Here is a 19001-nt window from a genome sequence, read left to right on the forward strand (position 1 = left end):
ACTGCAAACAAAAAAAGCCGCCCCGAGGGGCGGCTTTCCACAAATCCGTCTCGCGATCAATTAGCGCGAGTAGAATTCGACGACCAGGTTCGGTTCCATGATGACCGGATACGGAACATCCGACAGGCCGGGAACGCGAACATAGGTGGCGACCATCTTGTTGTGGTCGACTTCGAGGTAGTCGGGAACGTCACGCTCTGCGAGCGATACCGATTCCAGAACCGTGACCATCTGCTTCGACTTCTGGCGAACCTCGATGACGTCGCCAGCCTTGCAGCGGTACGAACCGATGTTGACGCGAACGCCGTTCACGGTGACGTGGCCATGGTTGACGAACTGGCGGGCAGCGAAGACCGTCGGTACGAACTTGGCGCGGTAGACGATGGCGTCCAGACGCGACTCGAGCAGGCCGATCAGGTTTTCACCCGTGTCACCCTTGCGACGGTTGGCTTCGTCGTAGGTGGCGCGGAACTGCTTCTCGCGGATGTCGCCGTAGTAGCCCTTCAGCTTCTGCTTGGCGCGCAGCTGCACGCCGAAGTCGGAAAGCTTGCCCTTGCGGCGCTGGCCATGCTGGCCCGGGCCGTATTCGCGGCGGTTCACCGGGGACTTCGGACGGCCCCAGATGTTTTCGCCCATACGGCGGTCAATTTTGTACTTGGAAGATGCGCGCTTGCTCATCCGTATTTCCTTCTCAACAGGTTACAGCGGTTTGTTGCCAAATCGCTTAAGGAAACACGCCCTCCTCTGAACCTCCTTCCGGGAGATTCTGACAGGCTTCTCACGTCAGCGAACGGAGAAAACCACGGGACATGTCAAAACAAACACCGGGCGTTTCGGCCCGGCGTTGGTGGGGTGATTAGTGGCGAAGTACACATTTGTCAACACGGCATCCGCACTGCATGGCGCCGGATCTGCAAATAGACGCGCTCATGGACGGTCTAGAGCGGAAAAGATCGCAAAACAGCCTGCAAAGGCTGACAGAACGCAAGAACTCCGCTATCCCCGGGGCATCCTCATTAACAGAAGACACATCCTTGATGATCAGACATCTGTTTCGCCTGCCTTTGCTTGCCCTCGCCAGCCTCTTCCTGGCCATTATGCCTGCGGCAGCGGAGATCCAGAAGCCCGGCCATGCGCATATCCTGGTCGATGCGGAGACCGGTGCGATCCTGGAGGCGGACAATGCCGATCGGGTGCTTTACCCCGCGTCACTCACCAAGATGATGACGCTCTATCTGACATTCGAGGCGCTGCAGTCCGGCCGCTTCGACTGGGATCAGCGACTGGTCATCTCGCAGAACGCAAACGACAAGGAACCCTACAAGTTTGCAGTCGGCGCCGGCAATACGATCAGCGTGCGCGAGGCGGTCATGGGCATGGTGGTGCTTTCGACCAATGACGCAGCAACTGCGGTCGCCGAAACCCTTGCCGGTTCCGAGGAAGCCTTCGGCCAGATGATGACATCCAAGGCCCGGGAACTCGGAATGGCGCAGACCGTCTTCACCAATCCGTCCGGCCTGCCCGATCCGCGTCAGGTGACGACCGCAACCGACATGGCGCGCTTGGGTCTGGCGCTGCTCCGGGACTTCCCCGAGGAGTACAAACTGTTCGCCTCGCGCGGCATGACATTCCGCAGCATGAAGTTTCGCGGTCACAATGCCTTCCTCGTGCAGTATCCAGGCGCCGAAGGGATCAAGACCGGCTTCACCAACGCATCGGGCTACAACATCGTGACATCTGCGAGCCAGGGTAATCGTCGTCTGATCGGCGTGGTTCTGGGTGCAGACAGCGCCAATGCCCGTACGCAGGAAATGATCACGCTGTTCGACCGTCATTTCGGAACCAAAGCCAGCCAGTGACAGCAGGAAGACCAGGAAAGGCATAGCCATGACCGACACCGTCCTCGACCGCTTCCTCCGCTATGTCGTCATCGACACACAGTCCGACCCTGCCTCCGAGGCCCAGCCCTCGACGGAAAAGCAGAAGGATCTCGGCCGGGTCCTCGTCGCCGAAATGCTGGCGCTCGGGCTCAATGACGCCCATCTCGACGAGCATGGCAATGTCTACGCGACAATCCCGTCCAATACGGACAGGGACGTGCCGGTCATCTGCTTCTGCTCGCATATGGATACCGCGCCGGACTTCACCGGCACGAACGTCAAGCCGCAGCTGCTGCGCAACTACCAAGGCGGTGACATCACCCTGACGGGCGACACCAGCCAGGTGATCCGGGTCGCGTCTCATCCGCAGCTGAACAAGCAGATCGGCAACGATATCGTCACGACAGATGGCACGACACTGCTTGGCGCTGACGACAAGGCCGGCCTGGCAGAGATCATGACGGCAGCGGCCCATCTCGTGGCGAATCCTGACATCCCCCATGGCACGATCAAGATCCTCTTCACGACAGACGAAGAGATTGGACGTGGCGCCGACAAGGTGGACCTGGCCAAGCTCGGCGCCCGCTTCGCCTATACGCTTGACGGCTCGACCGTGGGCGAAATCGAGAACGAGACCTTTTCAGCCGATGGCGTGACGATCGAGATAGCCGGCGTCGCCATGCATCCCGGATATGCCAAGGGCAAGATGGAGAATGCCATCAAGGCTGCAAGCGACATCGTTGCCCGCCTGCCCCGCGACATCGCGCCGGAGACCACGGACGGCCGTCAGGGCTTCATCCACCCGGTCGACATCTCTGGCAGCATGGAAAGCGCCAAGCTTCAACTGATTATCCGCGACTTCACCGAAGCAGGGCTCAAGGAAAAGGAAGACCTGCTGGAGGCGATCACCGCAGACGTCATGGCGACCTATCCGGGCTCGACCTATCGCCTCAAGATCAAGCAGCAGTATCGCAACATGCGGGAAGTCCTCGATCGCCATCCGGAGATCATGGAAAACCTCGAAGTGGCAGTGCGTCGCGTCGGCCTTGAGCCCGTGCGTCACAGCATCCGTGGTGGCACAGACGGCTCGCGTCTCTCCTTCATGGGCCTGCCCTGCCCCAATATCTATACCGGCGGCCATGCCTATCACTCGCCACTCGAATGGGTGAGCGTTCAGGATATGGAAAAGACCGTCGAGACGATTATTGCGCTGGTGAAGGTGTGGGAAGAGCGGGCGGCCTGAGCCGTCCGGCACGCTCTCAAGTCTACCGGGTTATTCGGCGGCGGACGCCGTCTGCTCGTCCGCATCCACGAGATTGGGGTCCCCCGGCTGCGTCTCGGCTTCCAGATCCGGGAAGGCAACGATGCGCTTGCCGGAAAAGTCGGTATGCACGACGACCAGCCCCTGTTCCTCAAAGTAACCGAGCAGTCGTCGGGCACGGCGGGCAGAATGCGTGCCATAGGCCCTGGCGATGCGATGGTCCGACGGGCATTCCTCGTTGCGGAGCGCCGCCTTGGCGAGCAGCAGAAAGACGCCCTGCAGATCGTCGGAGACCCGGACCGAGAGCGAAAGAGCTGTCTGCCATCCCTCGCTCGCCGCAGTTTCCTCATCCACACCAGCGCGCGCAACCGCCACCCGACGGCGGAATTCACCCATGGGCATTGGCGGGCCGCTCACGCGACGCATCCGGGCCCGGACCAGAAACTCCTGATAGAGCACACTATCGGTCCGGTAGGCGGCCTGCGGATCACCGAGGATTTCGGAAAGCACGGCCGCGAGTCGATCCTCACGCTCTTCGGCCGACATTTCTGCGACACGCGTCGGAGAATCGCTTGCGACCGGGGTCATGGAAGCGGGGGAAGAGCGGGAGAGCTCGGCCAGAATGTCCGTCGTCGGCCGTGGCGCCGGCGATGCCCGGCGCACGATCGGCCGGGTGAATTCTTCCGGGTCGGGCGTGAAGATCAGATCCTCGACGTCCTGAGGCGCATCGGGTAGCGGCATCAGCATGGGCGAGGACGAGCGGGCCGACGTCTCGACGGCACCGATGACGATCGGCAGCGGCCGGCGCGACATGGCCGGGCCCAATGCAACGAAATTGCCGCGTTGCAAATCGCGAAACATCTCCGCCTGCCGGCGGTCCATGCCGAGCAGGTCGGCTGCGCGCGCCATGTCGATATCGAGAAAGGTTCGACCCATGAGGAAGTTGGAAGCCTCCGCCGCGACGTTCTTGGCAAGCTTTGCGAGGCGCTGGGTGGCGATCACGCCGGCCAGACCGCGCTTTCGGCCACGACACATCAGATTGGTCATGGCGCCCAGCGACATCTTGCGGGCATCTTCAGAGACATCGCCACTGACGGCGGGTGCAAACATCTGTGCTTCGTCGACCACGACGAGGACCGGATACCAGAATTCGCGATCGGCATCGAAAAGACCGTTGAGGAAAGCGCCCGCCGCGCGCATCTGCTGCTCGACATCCAGGCCTTCCAGCGTGAGCACGCAGGAGACGCGGTGCCGGCGGATACGATCCGCAATGCCCGCAAGTTCCGCTTCGGTGCGCTCACCATCGACGACGACATGGCCATATTTGTCGGAAAGCGTGACGAAGTCACCTTCGGGGTCGATGATGACCTGCTGGACCCACTGAGCCGATTGCTCCAGCAGGCGACGCAGAAGATGCGACTTGCCCGAACCCGAATTGCCCTGCACCAGGAGTCGGGTCGCAAGAAGCTCCTCGATATCGAGCTTGGCAGGCTGTCCCCCCTGCACCGTTCCCATATCGATTCCGACCTTCAATGACGGCATCCTCAAATCATGTGTTGATCTGTTGTCACTAACAGACTTGAAAGCCCGCGTATGGGCCGCATCCGCGAAACCCACAGGGAAGTGCTGACGTCAGGCGGCCTTTCGGCGACGCAGCAGACCTGCAAGCAAGATGCTGAGTACCAGCGCAGGCAGAAGCGTGGCAAGCCCGCTACGCAACCCGGAGAGTTCTGCCACGAAACCGATCATCGGCGGACCGACCAGGAAACCGAAAAGCGCGATGAAGCTCAGGATCGCGACATTTTCAGCCGCCGGCCGGTCACCCAGATCGGCAGAGGCCGTGACGGCGAGCGGAAAACCGACGGAAACGCCAAGGCCGACACAGGCGAGACCAAGATAGACAAGCGCCGTGGCAGGCGCAACGACGACGAGCAGCAGACCGCCAAGCGAGAAAAGAAGGCAGATCCGCGCCAGAACCACAGCGCCCAGACGTTGCTTGGCCCCATCGCCGAGGAAGCGGCCGACCGAGACCATCATGGCGAAGACGACATAGCCCATGCCCGTCGCCATCCCCGACGTCGCGAAGACATGCTTGAGATAGACGGCCGACCAGTCGGCAACCGCCCCTTCCGTCATCGTGATCCCGAAGACGAAGAGACTGATGCCGAGGATATCGGGACTTGGCAGCCGCCAGGACGACCGCGGCGCATTGGTCGCAGCCGTCACTTCGTGCAGCGGCAAGGCACGGCAGACAAAACAGGCAACCGGCATCAGAAGCAGCGACAGCACAGCAATCGCAATCACGGGCGCTGTCTCCAGCGCCAGAAAACCAGCCCCGATCAGGCTACCCGACATGATGCCGAGGCTCCAGAAGCCGTGACAGCGGTTCATGATCGAGGCCGTGCCGCGCTTCTCGACAATGTCAGCCTCGACATTGAGACCGAGCTCGATCGTCGAAAGGCCGATCCCGAGCAGCGCGAGCAGCAGGAAGAGCGACAGCATATCCGGGGCTGCGACTGGCAGCGGCACCAATGCGAGAAAGACCGGAAAACCAAAGATCAGTGTGTTGCGGCTGCCAATCCGACCGACCAGCTGACCGGCGAAGGGCAGCATCAGCAGAATGCCTGCCGGCAGGCCAAGCAGCGCGATCGCAAGTTCGGCAGGGCCAAGCGCCAGCCGCTCCTGCACCCTGGCTATCTGCGGCAGCCAGCTGCCGAAGGCGATCGGCTGCAGGAAAAACGCGGTCATGATGAGGAATTGCGGCGGCATTGACGGACCGGGTGCTGGGGAGGGAGGGAATCAGATCCCCAAGATACTCGGCCAGCCCCGCTGTTTTGGGAAGCAGACCACCGCATCGAGTGGTCTGCTCGCCGACAAAAATCTGACCCGGACGGCTCGCGATACGAGGACCAGTCAGCGCTCAAGGTCTGATGTCCCAGAGCGACAGACGGCGCGGAAAGACCGGCCGATCCTCGGGGAGGCCGATATCCCGCCGCAGTTGGGGAGAAAGATGCGCCGTCAGATTGCGAAGCTGTCCCCGCCTCCAGCTGGCACCGATCAAGGCGGCCAGCAGTCGCCAGGAGCCAAAGTGTTGCAGCAGTTCATCCATCCGCTTGGCGAGCGGATCGGCAACTATAGATTGATTTTCGTGCATGACTTGTCCGTCCCGGAACGCCGACGCGCCCAGGTCCTTTCGCTGATGAAAATGCGACGTGACACAAGCGAACGAACGCGTTCACACGCGCTGGCGGCAAGTCACGTCAGTATGGTTGAAAACGCCGAAAAAGGCAGGAAATATGACTGTTCAGACAGTCATCGGGTGCATCGAACAGTGGTGGATGATCCCACGCACATCGAAGACACCGATCCGCCAGAGAGGCGCATACGCATGGTAAAATGAGTCATCTGTCGCCTCCTGTAGTTTGTGTTGCGGATGATCGAAACATGCCATGCAAAATCGACTCGGGCAAGATCACAATTCGAGATTGCAAATCTTGCCAAAGACCGTTGCCGATCTGCAACAAATTGTCGCAGGGCCGATTAGGAGCCGTCCTGCTGTTTACCGCCACACCGTTTCGGACGCTGGCGGCAGGGACAGGCCCATGCCCTGCATCAGGCGCCGGGTGGAAAAATCCTGACTGCCGGAGGTGAAGACGGCAAAGTCAAAATTGTCGGGATGTTCGGCCCCCTCCACGAGCGGAACAAGACGGCGCGCCTGCCGGGCGATGGCTTCCGCCGGATCGAGCCAGTCGACGGGCCAGGGCGCGAGCCGGCGAAAGACGTTGGCGAGGAACGGATAATGCGTGCAGGCGAGCACGACGATATCGGACCGCCTTCCGTCCTTCTCGACGAAGCAGGGCGTAATCTCTGCAAGCACCGCCGCATCGTCCAGCGCCTCGCCCCGGATATAGGCCTCCGCCATGCGGGCGAGGTTTTCCGAACCGACGAGGCGGACATGGCATTGTGAAGCGAAGGACTGAATGAGGTCGCGCGTGTATGCACGTTTCACGGTCCCCGGCGTTGCCAGCACCGAGACCAGGCCGGACCGTGTCCGCTCGGCCGCTGGCTTGATCGCCGGGACCGTTCCGATGAAACGCATCTCGGGAAATCGCTGCCTGAGATCCGAACCCGCAAGCGTAAAGGCGGTATTGCAGGCAACGATCACCGCCTCGGGATCATACCGCCCGAGCAGATCTTCGAAGAGGCGCACGATCCGCGCCTTCAAGGGCTCTTCGTCCCAACCGCCATAGGGAAAACCGGCATCGTCGGCCACATAGATGAAGCCGCGCTCGGGCATCAGCAGACGCGCCTCACGCAGGACGGTCAGTCCACCTATGCCGGAATCGAAAATCAGGATCGGCTTCGAGCCGACCGCATCGCCGTTATTTGCCGGAACCTTCGTCATCAGGGCCATCTTTCGCCATCACAGACTTTACCGACGCGTTGATCTGGCCCGGCCGCGAAAAACGGTCGAGCGAGTTGATCACGCCGCGGATCACGTGGATCTCGGGCGTCGTGAATGCTCGCCGGGTGAAGACAGCGCGCAGATTGTCGATCATCCTCGGCTTCTTGTTGGCGGGATGGAAATACCCCCTGACGTCGAGCGCCTGCTCCAGATGCTCGAACATGCCGATCACCTCATCCTTCGTCGCCTGTGGCTGTTCCGGCGCATCGAACGGCACCGCATGAGGATCCTCGATGTCGGACTTCATCCATTCATAGGACATGAGAAGCACCGCCTGGGCAATATTCAGCGAGGCGAAGGCCGGATTGACAGGGAAGGTGACGATTTCATCGGCCAGCGCCACATCTTCGGTCGAGAGGCCCGACTTTTCACGTCCGAACAGGATACCGGTCTTCTCGCCCGAGCGGAACCGCTGGCGAAGCGTCTCGGCAGCCGTTACCGGCGAGCGCACCGGCTTGAAGCCGTCCCTGAAGCGCGCTGTGGTCGCATAGACGAAGTTGAGATCGGCAACCGCCTCTTCCAGCGTATCGAAGACCACTGTGCCGTCGATCACGTGATCCGCCTTCGAGGCTGCCGCGCGCGCCTTGTCGGACGGCCAGCCGTCTCGTGGACTGACGAGACGCAGTTCCGCCAGGCCGAAATTGGCCATGGCCCGCGCCACCATGCCGATGTTCTCGCCGAGTTGCGGCTCCACCAGAATGATTGCCGGCCCTTCGGCCAGCATGATGCGCTCGCTGTTCGTCCCTGCCATGATCTGCCCTTGTATGATTGTGGGGCTCCCATTGGCATAAAATCACGCGGGCGCAAAGGGGTTGGGGCGGCAACGCAGCCGCTGAAACGTCGTAGGGGCGTTCGAATTTCGGCCAAACGAACAGCGGCCAAGGCTCAGATCCCGCCTTGCACCTTCAGGTCCTGCTTGATGGAGGTACCACTCTGTCCATCGACAACTGGATAGATGTCGTCGATCACAGACCGCTCCCCTTCGTCAACGACGTGAAAGATCAGGACCGTATCGACATCGTATTCTGCGCCTTCACCGAAGCAACGGCGATTGTTGAAGAGCGCCGTCACCTGCCCCTCCCCGTCATCCTCGATCCTGATGTTCTCGAAGGGGCATCCATCCTGTCCCTGGGCAATCGGGTCATAGTCGAAGGGATAGCCGGTGGTCTCGCCCTCAGGCGGATCGAATGGCGGGTTCTTCGATGCCGCCTCGAAGGCCCGGGCAAAATCCCGGCTGAACAGGCGGGCAAGACGATCCTCGCTGAACACGTCTTCGCTCGGCCCGTCGATTGTATCATCCCAGCTGCGAGCCGCAGCCTCGACGATCTCTCGAACCGGTTCCGTCACGTCGGCTGAGGCGGAACCCGATGCGACCGAAGCGAAAAACAAGCCAAGGACAAATGCTGCGGACAGGGGTTGCATGGAACACTCCGAAGGGTTCTTGCCGATACACTGCTTTTAGCCGCAAATCGCCAGCCCTAGACAACCAAGTTTGGGGACAAATGCAGGCCGAAAGTCTGACCTGAGAATTTCCTTGAACACCCCCTCTCCTGTTTGCCTTGTACCGAGAGAATGTTATAGGCAGGCCATCGGCACGGCGCCCTCCCCGCGCTCGTCCCATAGGCACCAACCCCGCGAGGATATTCATGAGCAAGATCAAGGTAGCCAACCCGGTCGTCGATCTCGACGGCGACGAGATGACCCGCATTATCTGGCAGTTCATCAAGGACAAGCTGATCCTGCCCTACCTGGATCTCGACATCGAGTATTACGACCTTTCGGTCGAGAACCGCGACGCCACCAACGACCAGGTGACGGTCGATGCGGCCCACGCCATCAAGAAGCACGGCGTCGGCATCAAGTGCGCGACGATCACCCCGGACGAACAGCGCGTGAAGGAGTTCAACCTCAAGGAAATGTGGAAGAGCCCGAACGGCACGATCCGCAACATCCTCGGCGGCGTCATCTTCCGCGAACCGATCATCTGCAAGAACGTACCCCGCCTCGTTCCCGGCTGGACCAAGCCGATCGTCGTTGGCCGTCACGCCTTCGGCGACCAGTACAAGGCAACCGACTTCAAGTTCCCCGGCAAGGGCAAGCTGACGATCAAGTTCGTTGGCGAAGACGGCGAAGTGATCGAAAAGGAAGTTTACAACGCTCCTGGCGCCGGCGTTGCCATGGCGATGTACAACCTCGACGAATCGATCCGCGAATTCGCCCGCGCATCCATGATGTATGGCCTGATGCGCAAATGGCCGGTCTACCTGTCCACGAAGAATACCATTCTGAAGGCCTATGACGGCCGCTTCAAGGATATCTTCGAGGAAGTCTACCAGGCCGAATTCAAGGCGAAGTTCGAGGAAGCCGGCATTGTCTACGAACACCGCCTGATCGACGACATGGTCGCATCCGCGCTCAAGTGGTCCGGCGGCTACGTCTGGGCCTGCAAGAACTACGACGGTGACGTGCAGTCCGACACGGTTGCCCAGGGGTTTGGCTCGCTCGGCCTGATGACCTCGGTCCTGCTGTCGCCCGATGGCCGCACGGTCGAAGCCGAAGCTGCACACGGCACGGTCACACGCCATTATCGCCAGCACCAGAAGGGTCAGGAAACCTCGACCAACTCGATCGCCTCGATCTTCGCCTGGACCCGTGGCCTCGCCCACCGCGCCAAGCTCGACGACAATACGGCACTGGCAAATTTTGCCGCGACGCTCGAAAAGGTCTGCATCGACACCGTCGAGTCGGGCTTCATGACCAAGGATCTGGCGCTGCTCATCGGTCCCGATCAGCCGTGGCTCTCGACCACCGCCTTCCTAGACAAGGTCGATGAAAACCTCAAGAAGGCCATGGCCGCCTGATTGGCGCCCAAGGCTTGAAACTTCAGAACCCGGTCACGGCAACGTGGCCGGGTTTTCTGTCTCGGCAATGTCGTCCCCGGCATCGACGTCTTCAAAGCGCTTGCGGATCTCGGTCCCGAGGCGCCGGGCCGAAATATGGTAGCCGGACAGCGGCAGATCGTAACTCTCGAGACGATCGGGGTCGTCCTCGTCCAGGTAATCGATGTCAACCAGCCAGCGGCCATCGACACGGCGCTGGGCCAACTCGACCATCGAGGCCCAGGGGATCCGTCTCTCGGTCCTCAGATCGATCAGTTCCTCATTGTTGAGTTCGATCACCGGCCGCGTGGCGAGGACCAGATCTCGCCAGCCTTTGCGAAGCCCGAAGACGGCAAAGGCGATCAGCGCCAGATAGACGAGAACCATCAGGCTCGCCCAATCGCCGCCCAGAAGACTGGCCATCAGCCCGCCAATGGAAACTGACAAGAGAATGGCGGCCATGGCGGCCCAGAGAACCCCGAAGCCGCGGCGGGGATAGACGATCAGGGTCGGGTAGCTTGTCTCTGTTTTCATCATTGACCTCCATAGGGAAAATCATCCCCGGCGAATAGCCGGGACGAGGCCTGTCACACCGGCCTAATCCTTTAGCCCTGTTGTCAAACAGCGGGACTCAGGCTCCAATACTGCCAAAAGGCAACGGGGGATGCCGTGACAGGACACATGCCACCGAAAAAATCATGACCGAAGCCATCCTGCCGAAAACCGTCAGCGTTTTCAAAGAAGGATATGGTCCAGCCGGGTTCAAGGCCGATGCCCTGGCCGGCCTCACCGTGGCCATCGTCGCGCTGCCTCTGTCCATGGCGATCGCCATCGCCTCGGGCGTCACCCCGGACCGCGGCCTATACACCGCAATCATCGGCGGCTTCCTCGTATCCCTGCTTGGCGGCAGCCGCCACCAGATCGGCGGTCCGGCCGGTGCCTTCATCGTGCTCGTCAGTGCCACCGTTGCAAGCCACGGCATCGACGGCCTCATTCTGGCCACCGCGATGGCCGGCATGATGCTGATCGCCTGCGGGCTCCTGCGGATCGGAATTTACATCAAGTTCATCCCCTATCCCGTGACCGTCGGCTTCACGGCGGGCATCGCGGTGATCATCTTTGCCAGTCAGATCAGCGAATTGCTCGGCTTGCGCTTTCCCGGTGGAGAACCCGGCCCGCTGGCCGAGAAGCTATCTGCCATCGCGGCTGCCCTGCCCGGTTTTTCGCCGGCCGCAGCCGCCATGGCCGGGCTTACGGTCGGCGTCATTCTGCTGTTGCGCCGCTACCGCCCGTCCTGGCCCGGCCTGTTGATCGCGGTTGTCGTAGCCTCGGCTGCGTCCGCCGCTCTCGACCTTCCCGTCTCGACCATCGGATCCAAATTCGGCGGCATCCCCTCCGGCTTGCCGATGCCGGCGCTGCCGCATCTTTCGCTTGATCTCGCAATCGCCGTGCTTCCCGATGCCATCGCCTTTGCCTTGCTCGGCGCCATCGAGTCCCTGCTATCGGCCGTCGTCGCCGACGGCATGACAGGCCGCCGGCACCGATCCAACACCGAACTGGTGGGCCAGGGTGTGGCCAATATTGCCTCTGCCCTGTTCGGCGGCATCTGCGTGACCGGGACGATCGCCCGAACGGCGACCAATGTACGCGCCGGTGGCACCAGCCCGGTTTCCGGCATGCTGCATGCTGTCTTCCTGCTCGTCTTCATGCTGGTCGCAGCGCCGCTTGCCGCCTACATTCCGCTCGCAGCCCTTGCCGGCGTGCTGGCGGTCGTCTCCTGGAACATGGTGGAGAAATCGGCGATCGCGGCTCTGGTCCGCTCCTCGCGCGGCGAAACGCTGATACTCGCCGTCACCTTCCTGCTCGTCGTCTTCCGCGACCTGACGGAAGGCATTGTCGTGGGCTTCTCGCTGGCGGCCCTGCAGTTCATCCATCACATGTCGAGAAATGTCCGCATCACACCGGAAAAGGTCGAGAGCCCGCTGGAGGAAATGGACGCGGAAACAGTGACCTATCGACTGGACGGGGCCTTCTTCTTTGGCGCCGTGGCGGCCGCGAGCGCCGTTCTCGACAGGATTGCCGATGATCACCGCAATCTCGTCCTAGACTGCCACGGGATCCGTTTCATCGACACCTCGGGCGTCAATCTGCTTGCCGGCGTCATTCGCAAGGCCGTCCGGCAAGATGTGCAGGTCTATGTGATTTCGGATCGCCCGGAGATGCAGCAGATGCTGCTGCATCACGAGGTACCGGAACATGGGGTGCACTTCGTCCCTTCCTTCGATGAAGCCCGCCGGCAGATCGCAGAACGCGGGGGATCTAAGGATCCGTCATAGACGGATGTGCTGGGCGATCATTGCGCCCTCTCGCAGCATGTTCTGGAGCGCCAGCCAGCCAGTGCCCCAGCCAGCCAGTGCCCAGGCAAGCGGACAGGGGCCAGCGACACCGCCGGCCCCGTTTCCGTTTCTTCAGTTGAGCGCTGCCTCGACCGCGGCAATCGCCGCATCGGCCTCAGCACCATCCGGGCCGCCGGCCTGGGCCATGTCCGGCCGTCCGCCGCCACCCTTGCCGCCGAGTGCGGCAGAAGCGATACGCACGAGATCGACGGCGCTGAAACGATCGGTCAGGTCAGGTGTCACCGACACGACGGCGCTCGCCTTGCCGTCTTCGGCAACAGCAATCAGCAGGACAACGGCGGTTGCAAGCCCCGCCTTGGCCTCGTCCGCCATGCCCTTGAGGTCCTTCGCATCGATGCCGGCAAGCGTGCGACCGATGAAATTGACGCCATTGATCTGCTTCGGCGCATCGGCACCACCGGCGGCACCGCCACCCATGGCGAGTTTGCGCTTGGCATCCGCCAGCTCCTTTTCGAGCTTGCGGCGTTCCTCGACGAGCGCCTCGACGCGCGTGACGACATCCGTCGGCTGCACCTTCAGCGTCGATGCGAGCGTCTTTACCCGCTCGTCCTGCTCGGAAAGATAGGCACGAGCCGCCTCTCCGGTCAGCGCCTCGAGACGGCGCACGCCAGCACCCACTGTGCTTTCGCCGACCAGGCGCACAAGGCCGATATCGCCCGTTGCCGACACATGTGTTCCACCGCAGAGTTCGATCGAATAGGCCTTGCCAGCCTTGTCGCCGCGCAGCGCCGTGCCCATCGACACGACGCGGACTTCATCGCCGTATTTCTCGCCGAACAGCGCCATGGCGCCTTCTGCGATCGCGTCGTCGACCGCCATCAGGCGGGTCGTGACCGGCGAGTTCTGCAGAATGATCTCGTTGGCCATCTCCTCGACAACCTTCAGTTCCTCCGCCGAAATCGGCTTCGGATGCGAGATGTCGAAACGCAGGCGCTCAGGGGCAACCAGCGAGCCCTTCTGGGCCACATGGGTCCCGAGCACTTCGCGCAGAGCCTCATGCAGGAGGTGGGTTGCCGAATGGTTGGAACGCAGGCGCGAGCGGCGCGCGTGGTCGACGTTCAGCGTGACGGCCCCGCCAGCCTTGACGACGCCGTTCTGCACGGTCGCGACATGCACAAAGACGCCTTCGCCCTTCTTCTGGGTATCGGTGACATCAAGCGAGTATCCCTCGCCGACGATCTCGCCCGTATCCCCTGTCTGGCCACCCGATTCGCCGTAGAACGGCGTCTGGTTGACGACGATCTGTACCTGTTCGCCGGCGCTTGCGTGCTCGACGACCTTGCCATCCTTGACGACGGCGAGAACCTGGCCTTCGGCCGTCTCGGAACTGTAACCCAGGAATTCGGTCGCGCCGAACTTCTCCTTGAGCTCGAACCAGACGGTCTCGGTCGCCTTGTCGCCGGAGCCCGACCAGCTGGCGCGCGCTTCCGCCTTCTGGCGCTGCATGGCGTCATTGAAGCCGGTGAGGTCGACGCCGATACCACGACCGCGCAACGCATCCTGCGTCAGGTCGAGCGGGAAGCCATAGGTGTCGTAGAGCTTGAAGGCGGTTTCGCCGTCGAGGCTGTCACCATTGTCGAGGGTTGCCGTCGCATCCGACAGAAGCGTCAATCCGCGTTCCAGCGTCTTGCGGAAGCGGCTCTCCTCGAGCTTCAGCGTCTCGGAGATCAGCGATTCGGCACGGACCAGTTCCGGATAGGCGCGGCCCATCTGCTGCACGAGAACAGGCAGGAGCTTGTAGATGATCGGATCCTTCGCGCCGAGAAGCTGCGCATGGCGCATGGCGCGGCGCATGATGCGGCGAAGCACGTAGCCACGGCCCTCGTTCGACGGCAGCACGCCGTCGGCGATCAGGAAGGCCGACGAGCGCAGGTGGTCGGCGATGACCCGGTGGCTGGCGCGGCGCTCGCCCTCGGCCTTGACGCCGGTCAGGTCGACCGAAGCATCGATCAGCGCGCGGAAGAGGTCGATGTCGTAATTGTCGTGGCGCCCCTGCAGAAGCGCTGCGACACGCTCGAGGCCCATGCCGGTGTCGATCGACGGGCGCGGCAGATCGACCCGCTCGTCCTTGGTGATCTGCTCGTATTGCATGAAGACGAGGTTCCAGATCTCGATGAAGCGATCACCGTCTTCTTCGGGCGAGCCCGGAGGGCCACCCCAGATATGGTCGCCATGATCGTAGAAGATTTCCGAACACGGGCCACAGGGGCCGGTGTCACCCATGGCCCAGAAATTGTCACTGGTCTTGATGCGGATAATCTTGTCGTCCGAAAGACCGGCGATCTTCTTCCACAGGCCATGCGCCTCGTCATCCGTATGGTAGACGGTGACCAGCAGGCGGTTGCGGTCGATGCCGAATTCCTTGGTGATCAGGTTCCAGGCGAGCTCGATCGCGCGTTCTTTGAAATAGTCGCCGAACGAGAAATTGCCGAGCATTTCGAAGAAGGTATGGTGGCGCGCGGTGTATCCGACATTGTCGAGGTCGTTGTGCTTGCCGCCGGCGCGCACGCATTTCTGCGCGGTCGCGGCCGTCGTGTAGGGACGCTGCTCCAGTCCGGTAAAGACGTTCTTGAACTGCACCATGCCGGCATTGGTGAACATCAGCGTCGGATCGTTGCGCGGCACCAGCGGACTGGAGGAAACGACCTCGTGACCGTTCGTCTTGAAGTAGTCGAGAAAAGTCGACCGGATGTCGTTTACACCGCTCATGTCACGCCCTTCATTCAGGCCGGGAAGCCGGCCAATTTGCAAAATCAATGGCTTTTATCGCCCGGCTTCCTCCCTGTCCAGCAGCCGCAACGAAAACCGGCCGCGTCTCCAGGGAAACGCGGCCGACAAATATCACAAAGGTGGACGACTGGCTTACGCGTCGTCGGCACCATCGCCGTCATTGGCGTCAGGCCCACCGTTCTGCAGGAATTTTTCCGCGATCAGACCGGCATTCTGGCGCAGCGCCATCTCGATCTCCTGGGCCATTGCCGGGTTGTCACGCAGGAACAGCTTGGCATTTTCACGCCCCTGACCGAGACGCTGGCTATTGTAGGAGAACCAGGCGCCCGCCTTCTCGACGATACCAGCCTTGACCCCGAGATCAACGAGTTCGCCGGTCTTGGAGACGCCTTCGCCATACATGATGTCGAATTCGACCTGCTTGAAGGGAGGTGCCATCTTGTTCTTGACGACCTTGACGCGGGTCTGGTTGCCGACAACCTCTTCGCGATCCTTGACCGCACCGATGCGGCGGATATCGAGACGAACCGAGGCATAGAACTTCAGTGCGTTACCGCCGGTCGTGGTTTCCGGCGAACCGAACATGACGCCGATCTTCATGCGGATCTGGTTGATGAAGATCACCATCGTCTTCGACTTGGAGATCGAAGCGGTGAGCTTGCGCAGCGCCTGGCTCATCAGGCGGGCCTGCATGCCAGGCAGGCTATCGCCCATTTCGCCCTCGATTTCGGCGCGCGGGGTCAGCGCTGCGACCGAATCGACGACCAGCACGTCGATCGCACCGGAACGGACAAGCGTGTCAGTGATTTCAAGCGCCTGTTCACCGGTATCCGGCTGCGAGATCAGCAGGTTCTGCAGGTCGACACCCAGCTTTCGGGCATAGACCGGATCGAGCGCATGCTCGGCGTCGACGAAGGCGCAGATGCCGCCCTTCTTCTGGGCTTCGGCAATTGTCTGCAGCGCCAGCGTCGTCTTGCCCGAGCTTTCCGGCCCGTAAATTTCAACGATGCGGCCCTTCGGCAGGCCGCCAATGCCGAGCGCGATGTCGAGGCTGAGCGACCCCGTCGAGACCGTCTCGACTTCGACCACGCTCTCGTTCGCGCCGAGCTTCATGATCGAGCCCTTGCCGAACGACCGTTCGATCTGCGAGAGCGCCGCCTCCAATGCCTTGCTTTTATCCACCAATTTGTCCTCTACAAGCCGCAAAGAATTCTGTGCCATTCGATCCACCTTTAGGTTATTGAGGCCGCATAGGCAATGAAGCCGCCGATGAGCAACATGTACCCTTTTTGTTCTTGTTTTGCAAGTCTCCGCGAAGCAATTGATATAACATCGTTTTTGAACTCATGTTCGAAATATGTTCCGCGCGGGGCATCGACGTCGCGACAATGCCCTGTCGGGACCGTCGACAGAGCGGGCCTGCCGATTTCGATTCGTGAAATCCGGGCCGCGGAGAGGTGCACATGACCGTCGATATCCTGGCAATCGGTGGCGCGCATATCGACCGCCGCGCACGCATCCTGGGGGATACAAAGCCCGGCGCCAGCAATCCCGGCGCATGGTTCGAGGAAGCCGGCGGCGGGGTTTTCAATGCAGCCTGCAATCTCTCGCGTCTCGGTCGTGCCGTCCGCCTGATTGCTCCCCGGGGGGGCGATGCGGCCGGCCAGATGGTGGCTGACGCGGCCAGCCGCGCCGGCCTTGAAGACCAGCCGGTGATGTTCCTGGATCGGGCGACCCCGAGCTACACAGCCATTCTGGAGCGCGACGGCAATCTGGTCATCGCGCTGGCCGACATGGCCTTGTATGACGCTTTCACGGCACGGCGGCTGAAGGCGCGATCGCTGCGCGACAGCCTGGCGCTCGCGGGCCACGTCCTCACCGATGCGAACCTGCCGGCAGACACCCTGACCACGCTCGCGGCGTCCTGCCATGCGGCCGGAAAGGGCATATCCGCCATCGCCATTTCACCGGCGAAGGTCATCAAGTTCCGGGCAGCCCTGCCCCATCTCAGCCATCTCTTCATGAACGGAGCCGAGGCCGAGGCGATTGCCGGCGAGCGGCCCGAAGGACCGGAAGACTGGCCGGCTCTGCTGCGCGCCAGGGGCCTCCGAGGCGGGACTGTGACCAGCGGCAGCGGTCCCACGATCGCCTTCGATCCCGACGGCATGGCGCTGATCGAACCCTTGCCGCTGGAAAAAATCGCCGATGTGACCGGTGCAGGCGATGCCTTTGCAGCCGGCTTCCTCGATGCGCGCCTGACCGGCGCATCTCTCGCTGAAGCCTTGCGACACGGCACCGCCAGTGCCGCGATCACCCTCGCATCATTGAACGCAACCGACGAAAACCTGTCGCAGGAGCGGCTGGCAAGCCAGTTGGCACTTGTCCCAGCCGCCCGTTTCCTGTCATGAGAACCTGAATTTCAAGCGGAAGCCCCCCATGACCCGTTCCATCTCTCCTCTCCTGCCGATCACCTATTCGAGTGAAGTCAGCGCCGCAAAGCAGCGCGGCGCCCCGATCGTGGCACTCGAATCGACCATCATCACCCATGGCATGCCCTATCCCGGCAATCTGCAAATGGCCCGCAGCGTCGAGGACATCGTCCGCCAGCAGGGCGCGGTTCCCGCGACCATCGCCGTCATCAAGGGCGTGCTGCATATCGGCCTCGAGCCGGCAGAGCTGGAAGCGCTGGCGCAGATGGAGCATGTCATGAAGCTCTCGCGCGCCGATCTGGCCTTCGCGATCGCCGAGCGCCGCAACGGAGCGACGACCGTCGCTGCGACCATGATCGCCGCCTATCGCGCCGGCATCCATGTTTTCGCCACCGGTGGCATCGGCGGCGTGCATCGCGGCGCGGAAGAGACCTTCGACATTTCAGCCGACCTGGAAGAGCTCGCCCGCACCGCGGTCATCGTCGTCTCGGCCGGCCCGAAGGCCATTCTCGACATTCCGAAGACGCTGGAAGTGCTCGAAACACGCGGCGTTCCCGTTGTCACGTTCGACAGCGAGGACTTCCCGGCCTTCTGGTCGCGCAGCTCCGGCCTCAAGAGCGTGCTCAACCTGCAGAGCCCGGCAGCCATCGCGAATTTCCAGAAGATGCGGGATCAGCTCGGCATCGACGGCGGTATGCTCATCGCCAATCCGGTTCCGGAATCCGACGAGATCCCACGCGAAGAGATGGAGATCTACATCAGCCGCGCACTTGCAAATGCCGAGCGCGACGAGATCGCCGGCAAGCAGGTCACCCCCTATCTGCTCGACAACATCTTCCACCTGACAGGTGGACGTTCGCTCAAGACCAATATCGCACTCGTCGAAAACAATGCGCGCCTCGCCGCCGAGATCGCCGTCGCCATGAACGGCTGACAGTCG

At 61.8% G+C, this 19001-nt stretch carries 16 protein-coding genes; 7 read left to right on the top strand and 9 right to left on the bottom strand.

All coding sequences use genetic code 11. The annotated features are described in order from the left end of the window. Positions 1 to 60: 60 nt before the first annotated feature. Positions 61 to 678, bottom strand: a complete 618-nt coding sequence (gene rpsD / locus QTL56_RS05725; protein ID WP_229575641.1) for a 30S ribosomal protein S4 — start codon at positions 676 to 678, stop codon at positions 61 to 63. A gap of 359 nt (positions 679 to 1037) precedes the next feature. On the opposite strand from rpsD, the gene QTL56_RS05730 reads away from it, so the two are divergent. Continuing rightward, positions 1038 to 1859, top strand: a complete 822-nt coding sequence (locus QTL56_RS05730; protein ID WP_245136728.1) for a D-alanyl-D-alanine carboxypeptidase family protein — start codon at positions 1038 to 1040, stop codon at positions 1857 to 1859. Between the two features lie 28 nt (positions 1860 to 1887). Next, a complete protein-coding gene (gene pepT / locus QTL56_RS05735) occupies positions 1888 to 3123 on the top strand; it encodes a peptidase T (protein WP_245136727.1) in 1236 nt (411 codons plus the stop codon). Positions 3124 to 3153: 30 nt separating this feature from the next. Here pepT and QTL56_RS05740 read toward each other — a convergent pair whose 3' ends face one another. Further along, entirely contained in the window at positions 3154 to 4674 is a 1521-nt protein-coding gene (locus QTL56_RS05740; protein WP_245136726.1) for a helicase HerA domain-containing protein, read from the bottom strand. Between the two features lie 99 nt (positions 4675 to 4773). Further along, positions 4774 to 5889 (bottom strand): MFS transporter, encoded by a 1116-nt coding sequence (locus QTL56_RS05745; protein WP_245136725.1) that lies wholly within the window; start codon positions 5887 to 5889, stop codon positions 4774 to 4776. On the opposite strand from QTL56_RS05745, the gene QTL56_RS05750 reads away from it, so the two are divergent. Then, positions 5888 to 6541, top strand: a complete 654-nt coding sequence (locus QTL56_RS05750; protein ID WP_245136724.1) for a hypothetical protein — start codon at positions 5888 to 5890, stop codon at positions 6539 to 6541. The genes QTL56_RS05745 and QTL56_RS05750 overlap by 2 nt on opposite strands. Before the next feature lie 159 nt (positions 6542 to 6700). Here QTL56_RS05750 and murI read toward each other — a convergent pair whose 3' ends face one another. The 3 genes from murI to QTL56_RS05765 all read right to left on the bottom strand — a co-directional run bounded on the left by murI (position 6701) and on the right by QTL56_RS05765 (position 9028). Further along, complete coding sequence (murI, locus tag QTL56_RS05755) at positions 6701 to 7546, bottom strand: glutamate racemase (RefSeq protein ID WP_245136723.1); 846 nt, start codon at positions 7544 to 7546, stop codon at positions 6701 to 6703. After that, positions 7524 to 8357, bottom strand: coding sequence for an RNA methyltransferase (locus tag QTL56_RS05760; protein WP_245136722.1), 834 nt, complete (start codon positions 8355 to 8357; stop codon positions 7524 to 7526). Before QTL56_RS05760 ends, murI begins: the two co-directional genes overlap by 23 nt. Positions 8358 to 8491: 134 nt before the next feature. Then, positions 8492 to 9028 carry a hypothetical protein gene (locus QTL56_RS05765; RefSeq protein ID WP_245136721.1) on the bottom strand — a complete coding sequence of 179 codons (537 nt, stop codon included), beginning with the start codon at positions 9026 to 9028 and terminating at the stop codon, positions 8492 to 8494. 224 nt (positions 9029 to 9252) lie between these two features. Here QTL56_RS05765 and QTL56_RS05770 point away from each other — a divergent pair, with 224 nt between their 5' ends. After that, the gene (locus tag QTL56_RS05770) at positions 9253 to 10467 is read left to right on the top strand and encodes an NADP-dependent isocitrate dehydrogenase (RefSeq protein ID WP_229575650.1); all 1215 of its coding nucleotides are present in this window, start codon (positions 9253 to 9255) and stop codon (positions 10465 to 10467) included. Between the two features lie 33 nt (positions 10468 to 10500). On the opposite strand, the gene QTL56_RS05775 is transcribed toward QTL56_RS05770, so the two are convergent. After that, positions 10501 to 11019 carry a hypothetical protein gene (locus QTL56_RS05775; protein ID WP_245136720.1) on the bottom strand — a complete coding sequence of 173 codons (519 nt, stop codon included), beginning with the start codon at positions 11017 to 11019 and terminating at the stop codon, positions 10501 to 10503. Positions 11020 to 11183: 164 nt separating this feature from the next. Here QTL56_RS05775 and QTL56_RS05780 point away from each other — a divergent pair, with 164 nt between their 5' ends. Further along, positions 11184 to 12821, top strand: a complete 1638-nt coding sequence (locus QTL56_RS05780) for a SulP family inorganic anion transporter (protein ID WP_245136719.1) — start codon at positions 11184 to 11186, stop codon at positions 12819 to 12821. 132 nt (positions 12822 to 12953) lie between these two features. Here the strand turns inward: QTL56_RS05780 and alaS are convergent, their stop codons facing one another. Continuing rightward, a complete protein-coding gene (gene alaS, locus QTL56_RS05785) occupies positions 12954 to 15611 on the bottom strand; it encodes an alanine--tRNA ligase (protein ID WP_245136718.1) in 2658 nt (885 codons plus the stop codon). A 153-nt stretch (positions 15612 to 15764) separates the two neighbouring features. Next, on the bottom strand, positions 15765 to 16853 hold the full coding sequence (gene recA / locus QTL56_RS05790) for a recombinase RecA (protein WP_245136717.1): 1089 nt from the start codon (positions 16851 to 16853) through the stop codon (positions 15765 to 15767). Between the two features lie 242 nt (positions 16854 to 17095). Between recA and QTL56_RS05795 the strand changes: the two genes are divergently transcribed. Both QTL56_RS05795 and QTL56_RS05800 read left to right on the top strand, forming a co-directional pair. Next, positions 17096 to 18040, top strand: a complete 945-nt coding sequence (locus tag QTL56_RS05795) for a carbohydrate kinase family protein (RefSeq protein ID WP_245136716.1) — start codon at positions 17096 to 17098, stop codon at positions 18038 to 18040. 28 nt (positions 18041 to 18068) lie between these two features. Further along, positions 18069 to 18995 (top strand): pseudouridine-5'-phosphate glycosidase, encoded by a 927-nt coding sequence (locus QTL56_RS05800; protein ID WP_229575656.1) that lies wholly within the window; start codon positions 18069 to 18071, stop codon positions 18993 to 18995. Positions 18996 to 19001: the final 6 nt, after the last annotated feature.

The organism is Peteryoungia algae, from assembly GCF_030369675.1.
GTDB lineage: Bacteria > Pseudomonadota > Alphaproteobacteria > Rhizobiales > Rhizobiaceae > Allorhizobium > Allorhizobium algae.

What these genes read in the sequence shown, in the direction of transcription:
- rpsD (WP_229575641.1), bottom strand. Translation starts at nt 678, where the DNA reads ATGAGCAAGCGCGCATCTTCCAAGTACAAAATTGACCGCCGTATGGGC.
- QTL56_RS05730 (WP_245136728.1), top strand. Translation starts at nt 1,038, where the DNA reads ATGATCAGACATCTGTTTCGCCTGCCTTTGCTTGCCCTCGCCAGCCTC.
- pepT (WP_245136727.1), top strand. Translation starts at nt 1,888, where the DNA reads ATGACCGACACCGTCCTCGACCGCTTCCTCCGCTATGTCGTCATCGAC.
- QTL56_RS05750 (WP_245136724.1), top strand. Translation starts at nt 5,888, where the DNA reads ATGATGAGGAATTGCGGCGGCATTGACGGACCGGGTGCTGGGGAGGGA.
- QTL56_RS05745 (WP_245136725.1), bottom strand. Translation starts at nt 5,889, where the DNA reads ATGACCGCGTTTTTCCTGCAGCCGATCGCCTTCGGCAGCTGGCTGCCG.
- murI (WP_245136723.1), bottom strand. Translation starts at nt 7,546, where the DNA reads ATGACGAAGGTTCCGGCAAATAACGGCGATGCGGTCGGCTCGAAGCCG.
- QTL56_RS05760 (WP_245136722.1), bottom strand. Translation starts at nt 8,357, where the DNA reads ATGGCAGGGACGAACAGCGAGCGCATCATGCTGGCCGAAGGGCCGGCA.
- QTL56_RS05765 (WP_245136721.1), bottom strand. Translation starts at nt 9,028, where the DNA reads ATGCAACCCCTGTCCGCAGCATTTGTCCTTGGCTTGTTTTTCGCTTCG.
- QTL56_RS05770 (WP_229575650.1), top strand. Translation starts at nt 9,253, where the DNA reads ATGAGCAAGATCAAGGTAGCCAACCCGGTCGTCGATCTCGACGGCGAC.
- QTL56_RS05775 (WP_245136720.1), bottom strand. Translation starts at nt 11,019, where the DNA reads ATGAAAACAGAGACAAGCTACCCGACCCTGATCGTCTATCCCCGCCGC.
- QTL56_RS05780 (WP_245136719.1), top strand. Translation starts at nt 11,184, where the DNA reads ATGACCGAAGCCATCCTGCCGAAAACCGTCAGCGTTTTCAAAGAAGGA.
- alaS (WP_245136718.1), bottom strand. Translation starts at nt 15,611, where the DNA reads ATGAGCGGTGTAAACGACATCCGGTCGACTTTTCTCGACTACTTCAAG.
- recA (WP_245136717.1), bottom strand. Translation starts at nt 16,853, where the DNA reads ATGGCACAGAATTCTTTGCGGCTTGTAGAGGACAAATTGGTGGATAAA.
- QTL56_RS05795 (WP_245136716.1), top strand. Translation starts at nt 17,096, where the DNA reads ATGACCGTCGATATCCTGGCAATCGGTGGCGCGCATATCGACCGCCGC.
- QTL56_RS05800 (WP_229575656.1), top strand. Translation starts at nt 18,069, where the DNA reads ATGACCCGTTCCATCTCTCCTCTCCTGCCGATCACCTATTCGAGTGAA.